The sequence below is a fragment of the Streptomyces sp. NPDC006314 genome, assembly GCF_040613075.1.
Taxonomy (GTDB): Bacteria; Actinomycetota; Actinomycetes; order Streptomycetales; family Streptomycetaceae; genus Streptomyces.
On record NZ_JBEXRL010000003.1, the window covers coordinates 481,382 to 494,852 of the forward strand.

General features: G+C 71.3%; 14 protein-coding genes. 10 read left to right on the forward strand and 4 right to left on the reverse strand.

Annotated elements, in window-relative coordinates:
* Positions 1-45 precede the first annotated feature (45 nt).
* A complete protein-coding gene (locus ABZ079_RS07905; RefSeq protein WP_356938524.1) occupies positions 46-480 on the forward strand; it encodes an ester cyclase in 435 nt (144 codons plus the stop codon).
* Positions 481-583: 103 nt separating this feature from the next.
* Here the strand turns inward: ABZ079_RS07905 and ABZ079_RS07910 are convergent, their stop codons facing one another.
* The 3 genes from ABZ079_RS07910 to ABZ079_RS07920 all read right to left on the reverse strand — a co-directional run bounded on the left by ABZ079_RS07910 (position 584) and on the right by ABZ079_RS07920 (position 3,580).
* Positions 584-1,234, reverse strand: coding sequence for a hypothetical protein (locus tag ABZ079_RS07910; protein WP_356938525.1), 651 nt, complete (start codon positions 1,232-1,234; stop codon positions 584-586).
* A gap of 111 nt (positions 1,235-1,345) precedes the next feature.
* Positions 1,346-2,041 (reverse strand): GntR family transcriptional regulator, encoded by a 696-nt coding sequence (locus ABZ079_RS07915; RefSeq protein ID WP_356938526.1) that lies wholly within the window; start codon positions 2,039-2,041, stop codon positions 1,346-1,348.
* A gap of 183 nt (positions 2,042-2,224) precedes the next feature.
* Positions 2,225-3,580: an aspartate aminotransferase family protein gene (locus tag ABZ079_RS07920; RefSeq protein ID WP_356938527.1), complete on the reverse strand. Its 1,356-nt coding sequence runs from the start codon at positions 3,578-3,580 to the stop codon at positions 2,225-2,227.
* A 145-nt stretch (positions 3,581-3,725) separates the two neighbouring features.
* Between ABZ079_RS07920 and ABZ079_RS07925 the strand changes: the two genes are divergently transcribed.
* The 3 genes from ABZ079_RS07925 (at position 3,726) to ABZ079_RS07935 (ending at position 6,892) form a co-directional block, all read left to right on the forward strand.
* Positions 3,726-4,334 (forward strand): type 1 glutamine amidotransferase family protein, encoded by a 609-nt coding sequence (locus ABZ079_RS07925; protein ID WP_356938528.1) that lies wholly within the window; start codon positions 3,726-3,728, stop codon positions 4,332-4,334.
* Positions 4,331-4,789: a helix-turn-helix domain-containing protein gene (locus ABZ079_RS07930; protein ID WP_356938529.1), complete on the forward strand. Its 459-nt coding sequence runs from the start codon at positions 4,331-4,333 to the stop codon at positions 4,787-4,789. Before ABZ079_RS07925 ends, ABZ079_RS07930 begins: the two co-directional genes overlap by 4 nt.
* 75 nt (positions 4,790-4,864) lie before the next feature.
* Complete coding sequence (locus tag ABZ079_RS07935; protein WP_356938530.1) at positions 4,865-6,892, forward strand: protein kinase; 2,028 nt, start codon at positions 4,865-4,867, stop codon at positions 6,890-6,892.
* Positions 6,893-7,024: 132 nt separating this feature from the next.
* Here ABZ079_RS07935 and ABZ079_RS07940 read toward each other — a convergent pair whose 3' ends face one another.
* Positions 7,025-7,774, reverse strand: a complete 750-nt coding sequence (locus tag ABZ079_RS07940; protein WP_356938531.1) for an SLATT domain-containing protein — start codon at positions 7,772-7,774, stop codon at positions 7,025-7,027.
* 251 nt (positions 7,775-8,025) lie between these two features.
* Here ABZ079_RS07940 and ABZ079_RS07945 point away from each other — a divergent pair, with 251 nt between their 5' ends.
* The 6 genes from ABZ079_RS07945 (at position 8,026) to ABZ079_RS07970 (ending at position 13,353) form a co-directional block, all read left to right on the forward strand.
* The gene (locus ABZ079_RS07945) at positions 8,026-8,370 is read left to right on the forward strand and encodes a YbaB/EbfC family nucleoid-associated protein (RefSeq protein ID WP_079146488.1); all 345 of its coding nucleotides are present in this window, start codon (positions 8,026-8,028) and stop codon (positions 8,368-8,370) included.
* Between the two features lie 119 nt (positions 8,371-8,489).
* Positions 8,490-9,089: a recombination mediator RecR gene (recR, locus tag ABZ079_RS07950; RefSeq protein ID WP_356938532.1), complete on the forward strand. Its 600-nt coding sequence runs from the start codon at positions 8,490-8,492 to the stop codon at positions 9,087-9,089.
* On the forward strand, positions 9,082-9,744 hold the full coding sequence (locus tag ABZ079_RS07955; protein ID WP_356938533.1) for a DUF5063 domain-containing protein: 663 nt from the start codon (positions 9,082-9,084) through the stop codon (positions 9,742-9,744). The genes recR and ABZ079_RS07955 overlap by 8 nt, the downstream gene beginning before the upstream one ends.
* A gap of 190 nt (positions 9,745-9,934) precedes the next feature.
* Positions 9,935-11,206, forward strand: coding sequence for an aspartate kinase (locus ABZ079_RS07960; RefSeq protein WP_356938534.1), 1,272 nt, complete (start codon positions 9,935-9,937; stop codon positions 11,204-11,206).
* On the forward strand, positions 11,203-12,255 hold the full coding sequence (locus ABZ079_RS07965; RefSeq protein WP_356938535.1) for an aspartate-semialdehyde dehydrogenase: 1,053 nt from the start codon (positions 11,203-11,205) through the stop codon (positions 12,253-12,255). The genes ABZ079_RS07960 and ABZ079_RS07965 overlap by 4 nt, the downstream gene beginning before the upstream one ends.
* A 417-nt stretch (positions 12,256-12,672) precedes the next feature.
* On the forward strand, positions 12,673-13,353 hold the full coding sequence (locus tag ABZ079_RS07970; RefSeq protein WP_356938536.1) for a SigE family RNA polymerase sigma factor: 681 nt from the start codon (positions 12,673-12,675) through the stop codon (positions 13,351-13,353).
* Positions 13,354-13,471 lie beyond the last annotated feature (118 nt).

The window sequence follows — 13,471 nt, forward strand, 5'->3', positions numbered from 1 at the left end:
TACAGTTTCACGAACGAGATCCGTCAGCCTTTGACAGGGGGAGTCATGAGCGGTGCCGTCGACGACAACAAGAAGGTGATCCAGGGCTTCCTGGAGGCGGTCAGCGAGAACCGCCTGGAGGATCTGCCCCGGTTCATGGCGGCCGACGTCGTGGACCACAACAAGATCATCCACGGCGAGGCCGACGAGCCGGGGGCCGCCTTCGACGGCCTGCGCCAGCAGGCCGAGGCTCTCGCACCGCTCACCGTCCAGGTGGACGAGCTGATCGGCGAGGGCGACCGGGTGGTGGCCCGCGTGACCCAGCGGGGCGTGCACAGCGGGGCGCATCCGCGCATGCCCGAGCCGACCGGCCGCTCCTTCGCGGTCGAGGCGATCTGGATCTTCACGCTGGTGGAGGGGAAGATCGCCGAGATCCGTGCGGTGAGCGACCGGCTGGGCCTGTTCGTGCAGCTGGGCTGGCCACTGCCGCGGGCCGACTGACCGTACGGCGGTCAGCCGAGGGCGCCGCGCCCGCCCGCCTCCCGCACACTCTCCTGGTGCACCGCCCTGTTGGGTGTTCAGGGGCCATGTACCGGCCCGGCGGTCAGCTGAACACGATCATCGACCCCTGCGCCAGGGACCGGGTCGCCGCCGCGTGCAGGCCCAGCCACACATGCCGTTCGCGGGCGAAGGGGCTGGGGTCGTACGGCGCCGGGCCGGCCGGTTCCTCCAGCTCGGTCGGCGCGGAGGGCGGTTCGGGGGCCGCCGGGGGGTTCGCGGGGTCGATGCCGATGGTCGGGGCGACGTACTGAAGCTCGCGCAGGAGGGTCTGCGAGGAGCCCAACGGGCCGCCGCCCGCGAGCAGTTCGTCGTTCGAGAGCGGGTGCGGGAAGTCCACGGGGACGTACGCGCCCGCGTGGTCGTAGTGCCAGACCAGATGGGACTGCTGGGCCGTGGACTCGAACATCTCCAGCAACTGCTCGTAGTCCCCGCCCAGTTCGTCCACCGGGCTCACCGGCAGGCCGCAGAGCTGGAGCAGGTAGATCCGGCGCAGGAAGTGCAGGGCGTCGTAGTCGAAGCCGGCCACCGGGGCGACGTCACCGGACAGGCCCGGCATGTACTGGTACACCGGCACCGGTGGGAGCCCGGCCTCGGCCAGCGCCTTGTTGTATTGCGCGAGTTCCTCGGCGAACGGGTTGTCCGGGGTGTGGCACAACACGTCGACGAGCGGTACCAGCCACAGGTCACAGGCCAAAAGAGGACTCCTCGCATCGGCAGGCGCACGGTCACGCACGGCAGCAGGTGGTCAGGGAAGGGTAGTCGCTCCGGCCCCCGGGGGCTTCCCCGTGGGGCCCGTACCGGTCACCTACCCTTTGGTCACGTTTTCCAGCAGCGCCAGGGAATGGGCGTTGGCGGCGGCGACGATCCGGCGGGCGTCCTCGGCATCGCGACGGGCCAGTGCGTCGACCAGTTCCGTGTGCCCTGCCCAGAGCCGGCCGCGCAGATCGGGGAGGCGGAGCAGGTGCTGCACGGCGCAGACCCAGGACTGCACGCGCAGGCGGTCCAGGAAGTCGGCGAGGTAGGGGTTGCCGAACAGGGCGCTCAACTCGCGCCAGAAGCGGAGGTCGTAGCCGATGAGGATGGTGAGGTCACCGGCCGCCGCCGCCCGCTGGGCTTCCTCGCCCCGGCGGCGCACCGTGGTCAGGGCCGCGGCCGTGCGCGGGTCCTCCGGCGGGGTGCTGAAGGCGGCATGGCCCGAGACGAGGGCCTGGAACATGCCGTCGGTGACCAGGCTGCGGGCCTCGATCATGTTCCGGTAGTCGGTGACGGAGTACTCGGGCACACGGAAGCCCCGGTGCTGGTCGGCCTCCAGGATGCCCTGGGCGGACAGGTCGACCAGCGCCTCACGGACGGGCGTGGCCGAGACGCCGTACTGGTCGGCGATCTCCTTGACGGTGAACGCCCGGCCGGGTCGCAGCCGCCCCGCCAGCACCTCGTCACGGAGCGCGTCCGCGATCTGCTGACGCAGGGTGCTGCGCGTCACGGTGCCGTTGCCGGGCATGGTCCGGGCCTCTCCTCACGCGTCCGGGTGACGTACTCGTACGTATCCGGTGACGTACTCGTACGGACTCGCTTCGCACACGAGTACCTATGTCTTACGAGCACGTCACCTTACGCGTTCGGATCCGCCCGGCGGCAGCCTCGGTCCGGTTGCAGCGGGTGACTGGTGTGCCCCCGTGCCCGGTTACGCGGTGTACCGGTCGGCCACGGTCAGCGCGGCGTCGAGCGCGGCCAGGCCCTCCTTCAGCTCGGCCTCGGTCACGTTGCACGGCGGGACCACATGGGTGCGGTTCATGTTCACGAAGGGCCACAGGCCGTGCTGCCTGGCGGCGGCGGCGAAGGCGGCCATGGGGGCGTTCGCCTCACCGGCCGCGTTGTAGGGCACCAGCGGCTCGCGGGTCTCGCGGTTCTTCACCAGGTCCAGCGCCCAGAACATGCCGACACCGCGCACCTCGCCGACGCTCGGGTGCCGCGAGGCCAGGCCGGCGAGGGCCGGGCCGACGACCGTCTCGCCGAGCCGCTTGGCGTTCTCGACGACGCCCTCCTCCGCCATCACGTTGATCGTGGCGACGGCCGCGGCGCAGGCCAGCGGGTGTCCGGAGTAGGTGAGGCCGCCCGGGTAGGGGCGCTTGCCGAAGGTCTCGGCGATCTTCCCGGAGATCGCGACACCGCCGAGCGGGACATAGCCCGAGTTCACACCCTTGGCGAAGGTCATCAGGTCGGGGGTGACGTCGAACAGGCCGGCCGCGAACCATTCGCCGGTCCGGCCGAAGCCGGCCATGACCTCGTCCAGGACGAAGACGATCCCGTACTTGTCGCACAGCTCGCGCACCCCGGCCAGGTAGCCGGGCGGCGGGACCATGATCCCGGCCGTGCCCGGGATGGTCTCCAGGATGATCGCGGCGACCGTGCCGGGGCCCTCGAAGGCGATCGTCGTCTCCAGGTGCTCCAGGGCCCGCGCGGTCTCCTGCTCCTCGGTCTCGGCGTAGAAGCGGGAGCGGTAGAGGAAGGGCGCCCAGAAGTGGACGACACCGGCGCTGCCGCTGTCGGAGGCCCAGCGGCGCGGGTCACCGGTGAGGTTCACGGCCTGCTGGGTGCCGCCGTGGTACGAGCGGTAGGCGGAGAGCACCTTGGGGCGGCCCGTGTGCAGCCGTGCCATGCGCACCGCGTGCTCGACGGCGTCCGCGCCGCCGTTGGTGAAGAAGATCTTGTCCAGGTCACCGGGGGTCCGTTCGGCGATCAGCCGGGCCGCCTCCGAGCGCGCCTCGACGGCGAACGCGGGCGCGAAGGTCGTCATCTTCGCGGCCTGCTCCTGGATCGCCGCGACGACCCTGGGGTGCTGGTAGCCGATGTTGGTGAAGACGAGCCCGCTGGTGAAGTCCAGGTACCGCTTGCCGTCGTAGTCCCAGAAGTACGACCCCTCGGCGCCGGCGACGGCGAGCGGGTCGATGAGGTCCTGGGCGGACCAGGAGTGGAAGACGTGCGCGCGGTCCGCGGCCTTCACTGCGGCGCCTGCGTCGGCGTGGGGCTGAGGGGTCATGCCCGCGAGCGTAAATGTCCGCGATGTGGAAGCGACATCGGCGTCTTGTTCCTTGGGCGGGGGGTTTCCGCGACAGGTTGTCGAAGGGAGGGCCGCGGAGTACGTTGACAGTATGCTGTCAACTGCTGGGGCCGAGGAGAACGCCATGAGCCGCAAGCCCGTACATCTCGCCGTGTACGACAGCCTCGCCGACTGGGAGACGGGGCACACCACCGCCCATCTCGCCCGCGCCGGGTACCGGGTCCTGACGGTCGGGCCCACCTCCGAGCCGGTCACGAGCATCGGCGGACTGCGCGTCCAGCCCGACCTGACGCTCGGCGAGCTGCGCCCCGAGGACAGCTCCCTGCTGATCCTTCCGGGCGCCGACCTCTGGGACGCCACCGACGAGCTGACCCCCTTCGCCCGCACGGCCCGCGCCTTCCTCGACGCCGGTGTACCCGTCGCCGCCATCTGCGGCGCCACCGCGGGCCTCGCCCGCGAGGGCCTGCTCGACGACCGCGCCCACACCAGCGCGACCCCGTACTACCTGACCGCCGCAGCCGAGTACGCCGGCGCCGGGCACTACGTCGAGGCCGACGCGGTGACCGACGGCAACCTGGTCACCGCCGGGCCCACCGAGCCCGTCGCCTTCGCCCGGGAGGTCTTCCGGCTCCTCGGGGTGTACGAGGGTGAGGTGCTCGACGCCTGGTACCGGCTGTACCACGACTCCGATGTCCAGGCGTACTTCGTCCTCCAGCAGGCGGCCGCCCGGTGAGCCGGGCACACCAGGACCTGCTCAGTGGCGGCGCCCTCGGTGTCTTCCGGCTCAACGGGCAGTTCCTGGCCGTCGCCGAGGAGCTGGCCCGGCCCGCCGGGCTCACCGCGGCCTGGTGGCAGGTGCTCGGGGCGGTGCTGCCCGAGCCGCTGCCGGTGGCGGGCATCGCCCGCGTCATGGGCATCACCCGGCAGAGCGTGCAGCGTGTCGCCGACCTGCTGGTGGAGCGGGGGCTGGCCGAGTACCGGCCGAACCCGGCGCACCGGCGGGCGAAACTCCTCGCGCCCACGCAGGACGGGAGGGCGGCCGTGGCGAGGATCGGCCCCGGGCACGCGGCCTTCGCCGACCGGCTGGCGGAGGCGATGGGGGAGACGGAACTCGCCGAGACCGTACGGCTGCTGGAACGGCTCTCGGCCGTCCTGGACGAGCTGGGCAAGCCTGTTACGGAACCGTAGACACAGGCCGGCTCCCCACCCCGTGCGACCGCACTATTCTCGGTCTGTTGCAGCTATGGGGGAAGGCGGCGCTGGATGGAGAAGCTGGGAGCGGGGGATCCGCAGCGGATCGGGGCCTACCGGCTGTTGGCGCGGCTGGGTGCGGGCGGAATGGGGAACGTGTACCTGGCCCGGTCGGACCGGGGGCGTACCGTCGCCGTGAAACTGGTCCGCGAGGAACTGGCCGAGCAGGAGGAGTTCCGGGCGCGCTTCCGGCAGGAGGTGCAGGCCGCGCAGCGGGTCGGCGGGTACTGGACCGCGCCCGTGCTGGACGCCGACACCGAGGCGGCGGTGCCGTGGGTGGCGACCGGGTATGTCGCCGGGCCGAGCCTCCAGCAGGTGGTGGGACGCGACCACGGTGCGCTGCCCGAGCGGTCGGTACGGATCCTCGCGGCGGGGCTCGCGCACGCGCTGCAGGACATCCACGCGGCGGGGATCGTGCACCGGGACCTCAAGCCGTCGAACGTCCTGGTCACCATCGACGGACCTCGCGTCATCGACTTCGGGATCGCGCGGGCGCTGGAGACGACCTCGGTGGGCGGGGAAGGGCTCACCCGGACCGGATCGCTGGTCGGGTCGCCCGGGTTCATGGCGCCGGAGCAGGTGCGGGGGGACCGGATCACGTCGGCGTGCGATGTGTTCTGCCTCGGGTCCGTGCTGGCCTATGCGGCGACCGGGGCGTTGCCCTTCGGGACCGCCAACACCGGTGTACACGCGCTGATGTTCCGGATCGCTCAGGAGGAGCCGGACCTGGCGGGTGTGCCGGAGGGGATCGCCGACCTGGTGCGGGATTGCCTGCGCAAGGAGCCGGGGGCCCGGCCTTCGCTGGACGTGATTCTGGCGCGGACGGGGGCGGAGGACACGGTGGCCGGGGGGCGGTCCCGGGATCCGTGGCTGCCGGGATCGCTGGTGGCGCAGCTCGGGCGGCACGCGGTGCGGTTGCTGGAGACCGAGGATCCGCAGGGGGACGGGGCGGCTGCGTCGTCGGGCGCGGGTGTGTCGGGGGACGCCCGGCCTTCGGCCGGACCGGGGCTGCCACTCGCCCCATCCGTGCGGTCGGCGTCGCCGGGCGCGGGTGCGGGTGATGTGGTGGTGGGCGCGGCGCCGCCGGCGGGTCCCGGCCGGGTCGGCGCACCGCCGGAGCACGCTGCCGTCTCTGATGGGCATTCCGTGCCACCTGCCCCGGGGAGCCCGCCGCCGGTCGGTGGCGGGGGTGGCGTCAATCATCTCCCGACCGTCGTGTCCGGGCAGGCTCCGCCGCCCGGTGCGCCTCCGGTGCCGCCCGGATTCGGGGCGGCTCCCGGAACCCACGGGTATCCGCAGCAGCATCCCCAGCCCTCCGTCGGCTACGGCTACCCGCAGCAGCCCGGTGCCGGGGCGTGGGGCGGTGCGCAGCCGCCGTACAACCCCTACGGCGGCGGGCTCGGCTCCACCCCGCCGTACGGGCCGCCGCCGGTCGGCATGGTGCAGGAACCGGAGCGGCGCAACGGGCGGTCCACCGCGCTGCTCGTCGTGATCGCCCTGGTCGTGGCGCTCGGCGCGGGCGGCACGGTGTACGCGCTGATGAAGAACGGCGGCGGCACCGACGACAAGGGCGGCGGTACGGTCAGCCCCGCGCCGACCGTCACCTCCGCGCCGGCGGCCGGGGGGACCTCCGGGGAGCCCGGCCCGACCACGTCGGCGCCGTCCGCCTCCGCCTCCACGGACGGGGCGGTCCCGGACGCCTACCTGGGCACCTGGGAGACCACGATCGACAACGCCAACGGCGCCAACACCCGCGAACTGACCATCCGGCAGGGCAAGGTGGGCGACACCGTGCTGACGCTGGTCGCGGACGGCCCGACCGACGGCGGCGGGACGTACCACTGTGTCTTCGAGGCCACGCTCACCGAACAGCCCGGCGGGGGCGGGCCGTTGGAGATCGGGCCGTCCACCGTCACCACCGGTGAGCCCGCCTCCTCCTGTTCCCCGGGCGAGGCCACCGAGGTCACGCTGCTGTCGGACGGCCGACTCAAGCGGGCGAAGCGGGGCGGCGGGGAGAGCCTGACGTACAGCAAACAGTGAGCGGGGTGCCGGATCCGGTGCCGCCGTCGGCCGGCTGCGGGTGCGGCGTGGCGGGTCGCGCGGTTTCCCCCGCCCCCCTGGGGAGCGCCGTCGGCTGCGTGGCTTCCGCCGCCCGCGCTCAGGGCGACGAAGCTAGCGGGGCTCCGGTGGCCGTTGCCGGGGCATGTTCGGGCGGGAGCCGTTCGCCGGGGGGAGTGGAAAGCGGCTCCCGGCACCGCCGTGGTCCTGTCGTGGCACGGACGCCACCGCCGTCTGGATGCCGAGCGGTGCCGAGCCGGTGCGGAACTCCACCATCCAGTCGGTCGTCTCCGTCCGCACCAGCTCCATGACGTCCTCCGAGAAGCGCCGCAGGACACCCAGGCACCGCTCGGCCGCCTCGCTCGCCGTGCCCTCCGCCGGACCCAGCACCTCCCGCACGCTCTCCGAGGCCCAGTCGAACTGCAGCGCCTGCAACCGCCGCTGCACCGCCTGTGCGGTCGCCACGTCCCTTATCCATCCGGACGTGACCCCGAAGAACCGGTCGATGCCGACGCAGGCCACCCCGAGCAGCAGCGCCAGACAGCCCCAGGGTGCCACCCCGGCGGCCCCCCCGGTGAGGTCGAGAAGGGGCAGTGCCGCACCGGCCACCGCGCCCGCCGCCGCCCCGGCCCGCAGCACCCGGGCACCGCGCCGCTTCCATACCCGGTCCCGCAGATACCAGGCCGCCGTCTCCAGTGCCCCGCGCTCCACCCACCGGTACAACTCGTCGAGGCGCTCGGCGGGCTCCCCCCAGTCCCCGAGCGGAAAGGCCCGCCCGGTCAGATCGCCCGGCCGCAGCCCGGCCGCGCCCTCGCCGCGCCCGTCCTGAGGCGGACCCTCGGGCTGCATCTCCGGCTGACCCACCCGGCACTCCCTACTGATCACGACCGGTCACGTTGCGTGACATTCCATGCCGACGCGCGCCATCCTTCCTACCGCCCAACGGGTGGCGAAGAGGGAGCTTTCCCGGCTTTTCCGCTCGTAAGAGGGCCTTGATCAGGTATAGGCCTCGCACCGTTCTCACTCGAAAGAGTGGCGGGGCGACGGCCGCGTGGACCACGTAGGCTCGTGCACAGCGGAGAAAAGACGTCGGAGAAGACAACGAGGAGCTGATCGTGATCCCCGGTGGTGGCCAGCCCAACATGCAGCAGCTGCTCCAGCAGGCCCAGAAGATGCAGCAGGACCTCCAGCAGGCGCAGGAGGAACTGGCGAACACGGAGGTCGACGGGCAGGCGGGCGGCGGTCTGGTGAAGGCCACCGTCACCGGCTCCGGTGAGCTGCGCGCGCTCAAGATCGATCCGAAGGCGGTGGACCCGGAGGACACCGAGACCCTCGCCGACCTGATCGTGGCGGCCGTGCAGGCGGCCAACGAGAACGCGCAGACGCTGCAGCAGCAGAAGCTGGGTCCGCTGGCCCAGGGCCTGGGCGGCGGCAGCGGCATCCCCGGTCTGCCCTTCTGACCGGCTGACGCGCCGACCGTTCAGGTGTTCGCCCTCGGCGCGACACCCCCACCGCCTTCCAAGGAGAGGCGGCAGCCAACTACCGTACGTACCGAAAGGTCTTCAGGAAGGGCAGTCCGTTGTACGAAGGCGTGGTTCAGGACCTCATCGACGAGCTGGGGCGGCTGCCCGGCGTCGGTCCCAAGAGCGCGCAGCGGATCGCCTTTCACATCCTGCAGGCGGAGCCGACGGACGTGAAGCGGCTCGCGCACGCGCTCCTCGAGGTGAAGGCGAAGGTCCGCTTCTGCGCGACCTGCGGCAACGTGGCACAGGAGGAGCTGTGCAACATCTGCCGCGACGCCCGGCGCGACCCCTCGGTCATCTGCGTGGTCGAGGAGCCGAAGGACGTCGTCGCCATCGAGCGGACCCGGGAGTTCCGCGGGCGGTACCACGTCCTCGGCGGGGCGATCAGCCCGATCGAGGGTGTGGGCCCCGACGACCTGCGGATACGAGAACTTCTCGCGAGGTTGGCCGACGGGACGGTCACGGAGCTGATCCTGGCCACGGACCCCAATCTCGAGGGCGAGGCGACAGCGACGTACCTCGCCCGCATGATCAAGCCCATGGGCCTGAAGGTCACCCGCCTGGCCAGCGGCCTCCCGGTGGGTGGCGACCTGGAATACGCGGACGAGGTCACCCTCGGCCGCGCCTTCGAGGGGAGACGACTCCTAGATGTCTGACGCCACGCTGCACGCAACGACGCAGAACCCGGACGACTTCGTGGTCCAGATCGCGGACCAGGTCGAGAGCTTCCTGGTTGCCGTCACGGAGGTGGCGAAGGGCGACGAGCCCGAATCGGCGGTCCCCTTCCTGCTCCTGGAGGTCTCCCAGCTCCTGCTGGCCGGCGGACGGCTGGGCGCCCACGAGGACATCGTCCCCGAGGAGCGCTACGAGCCCGACCCGGGCCCCGAGCCGGACGTGGACGAACTCCGCGAGACCTTCGCCCGGCTGCTGGACCCCATCGACGTCTACTCCGAGGTCTTCGACCCCTACGAGCCCCGCAAGGCCCCCGTGCCGGCCCGTCTCTCGGACGACCTCGCGGACATCATCACCGAGCTCCGCCACGGCATGGCCCACTACCGCGCGGGCCGCACCACGGAGGCCCTGTGGTGGTGGCAGTTCTCCTACTTCTCCAACTGGGGTCCCACGGCCTCCGCGGTCCTGCGCGCCCTGCAGTCGGTTTTGATCCACGTTCGGCTCAACCAGCCCCTGCAGGAACTCGACGGCCTCGACACCGACCAGGCGGACATCGGCGACGAGACCCTGGAGTTCGAGGCCGGCCGGGTGATGGCGGAGGAGATCGGCGGCCCGCTGGGGATCCGGCCGGGGAAGTAGCGCCCCCACCGGGCACTGTGAGCCGGGGCACGTTCGGCGTGGGTCGGCCGGCGCTGGGCAGGTTCCGCATTCGAGCGGACGAGGTCTCACCACGAGGTCTCACCGATGTCTCACCATGCGGGAGCAGGGTGGTGGAATTCGGACGCTCGATAGACTGAGCCGACACAAACGAACCGAGCGAGGAGCGCACGTGGGCCTTGTCGTGCAGAAGTACGGAGGCTCCTCCGTAGCCGATGCCGAAGGCATCAAGCGCGTCGCCAAGCGGATCGTGGAAGCGAAGAAGAACGGCAACCAGGTTGTCGTCGTCGTTTCCGCGATGGGCGACACGACGGACGAGCTGATCGATCTCGCCGAGCAGGTTTCTCCGATGCCTGCCGGGCGGGAATTCGACATGCTGCTGACCGCCGGAGAGCGTATCTCCATGGCCCTGCTGGCCATGGCGATCAAAAACCTGGGCCACGAGGCCCAGTCGTTCACCGGCAGCCAGGCAGGCGTCATCACCGACTCGGTCCACAACAAAGCCCGGATCATCGACGTCACGCCGGGCCGGATCCGCACCGCGCTGGACGAGGGCAACATCGCCATCGTCGCCGGGTTCCAGGGCGTCAGCCAGGACAAGAAGGACATCACCACGCTGGGGCGCGGCGGGTCCGACACGACCGCCGTGGCACTGGCGGCCGCGCTCGACGCCGAGGTCTGCGAGATCTACACCGACGTGGACGGCGTGTTCACCGCCGACCCGCGCGTGGTGAAGAAGGCGAAGAAGATCGACTGGATCTCCTTCGAGGACATGCTGGAGCTCGCGGCCTCCGGCTCCAAGGTGCTGCTCCACCGCTGTGTGGAGTACGCCCGCCGTTACAACATCCCGATCCATGTCCGGTCCAGCTTCAGCGGACTGCAGGGCACGTGGGTCAGCAGTGAGCCGATTGGGGACCAGAAGGTGGAGCAGGCCATCATCTCCGGTGTCGCGCACGACACCTCCGAGGCCAAGATCACGGTCGTCGGCGTGCCGGACAAGCCGGGTGAGGCCGCCGCGATCTTCCGGACCATCGCCGATGCCGAGATCAACATCGACATGGTCGTGCAGAACGTGTCCGCCGCCTCCACGGGCCTGACGGACATCTCCTTCACGCTGCCGAAGACCGAGGGTCGCAAGGCCATCGACGCGCTGGAGAAGAACAAGCCCGGCATCGGCTTCGACTCGCTGCGCTACGACGATCAGATCGGCAAGATCTCCCTGGTCGGCGCCGGCATGAAGACCAATCCGGGCGTCACCGCCTCCTTCTTCGAGGCGCTGAGCGACGCGGGCGTCAACATCGAGCTGATCTCGACCTCCGAGATCCGCATCTCCGTCGTCACCCGCCAGGACGACGTCCCGGAGGCCGTCCGCGCCGTGCACACCGCCTTCGGGCTCGACTCCGACACCGACGAGGCCGTCGTCTACGGAGGCACCGGCCGATGAACCGACGTCCGACGCTCGCGGTCGTGGGAGCGACCGGAGCCGTCGGCTCGGTCATGCTCCAGATCCTGTCCCAGCGCGCGGACATCTGGGGCGAGATCCGTCTGATCGCCTCCCCCCGCTCGGCCGGCCGCAAGCTGGCCGTGCGCGGGGAGGAGGTCGAGGTGGTGGCCCTGACGGAGGACGCCTTCGCCGGGATCGACATCGCCCTGTTCGACGTACCCGACGAGGTCGCCGCCGAGTGGGCGCCGATCGCCGCCGCGCGCGGCGCGGTCGTCGTCGACGACTCGGCCTCCTTCCGGCTGGACCCCGACGTGCCGCTCGTGGTGCCCGAGGTCAACCCGCACGCGGTACGGACCCGCCCGCGCGGGATCGTCGCTAACCCCGGCTGCACGACCCTGACGATGATCGTCGCCCTGGGCGCGCTGCACGCCGAGTTCGGGCTGCGCGAGCTGGTGGTGTCGTCGTACCAGGCGGTGAGCGGGGCCGGGCGGGCCGGTGTGGAGACGCTCAGGTCCCAGCTGTCGCTGGTGGCCGGCACGGAGCTGGGGACCAAGCCGGGGGACGTACGGCGGGCCGTCGGGGACGACACCGGGCCGTTCCCGGAGCCGGTCGTGCTGAACGTCGTCCCGTGGGCCGGATCGCTCAGGGAGGACGGCTGGTCGTCGGAGGAGATGAAGGTGCGGGACGAGTCCCGCAAGATCCTCGGGCTGCCGGCGCTGCCCGTCGCCGTGACCTGTGTGCGGGTGCCGGTGATCACCACACACTCGCTGACCGTCCACGCCCGCTTCCAGGGCGAGGTGACCGTCGACGGCGCCCGTGAGATCCTCGCCACCGCGCCCGGCGTGGTGCTGTGCGACGACCCGGCCGCCGGTGAGTTCCCCACCCCCGCCGACGTGGTCGGCACCGACCCGACCTGGGTGGGACGGGTGCGGCGGGCGCTGGACGATCCGACCGCGCTCGAACTCTTCGTGTGCGGTGACAACTTGCGCAAGGGGGCCGCGCTGAACACCGTGCAGATCGCGGAGTTGGTCGCGGCGGAGTTCCGCTGAGCCGGGTTCCCGAGCCCGGCGCGGGGTCGCGATCCCGTCGCGGAGTTCCCCTGCCTTCGGTCCGGTGCCGTAAAGACGCCGGATGGGAGCGGATCCATTTGTAGGATCTCCGTAAGAAATGTGTTGAGGAGCATGGTCCGGACCACTTGAACCGGGCCGTGCGGCAACAGAGGATTTTCCTCCCCGCCCTGCGCAACCGCGTGCAGGGCGGGGAGCGTCTTTGCGGTCACCCTTGCGGGACCTGAGGACGTGATGATCCTGGCGTGGGGACGCCGTGATCGGGGCGTGGGGACGCCCGTTCAAAATGGGATATAGCGGAAGAGCGGGACGCATGACGGCACTTGAGGCACCGTCGGTAGTCGCACCTGTGACGCCTGGCACGTACAACCCTGGCGGGGGGAAGCGTGTCCAACTGGCGTGGCAGAGGTACTCGAACTCCCAGCGGCCCGCGGCACGGCCCTGCGGCCGCCCCGTGCGGCGCTCCGGCCCCGCACGCCCGGCGGCATGCCGGTGATCGCGCCCATGCCCGCAGCGCGGCCCGCCCGCATACCCAGTCAGCGTGACGGCGCCGAGGAGGCCGCGGCGGCCGCGGACACCACGGTAGTCGGCACGACCGTCGACCATCTCACCGAGACCTACCGGGTGCACTACCGCTCGCTGCTGCGCCTCGCCGCCCTCCTCCTCGACGACACCGCCTCCTGCGAGGACGTCGTCCAGGAGGCCTTCATCCGCGTCCACTCGGCCCGCAAGCGCGTCCGGGACCCCGAGAAGACCCTCGCCTACCTCCGTCAGACGGTCGTCAACCTCTCCCGGTCCACGCTGCGCCGCCGCATCCTCGGCCTGAAACTGCTCTCCAAGCCGATGCCGGACATGGCGAGCGCGGAGGAAGGCGCCTACGACCAACTGGAGCGGCGCGACCTCATCAAGGCGATGAAGGGACTGCAGCGCCGCCAGCGAGAGGTCCTCGTGCTGCGCTATTTCGCGGACATGACCGAGGCTCAGGTCGCCGAGTCGCTCGGGATATCCCTCGGTTCGGTGAAGGCGTACGGCTCGCGGGGCATCGCCGCGCTGCGGGTGGCCATGGAGACACCGGCATGAGCGGGCGCGCCGAAGGGGGCGATTCCGACGCGTGTCCCTCCCCCGAACGGCACGGGCGCTACGCCTGGCACGAGCCGACGAAGCAGCATGAGCAAGAGCACACCCCATCGCACGCTGG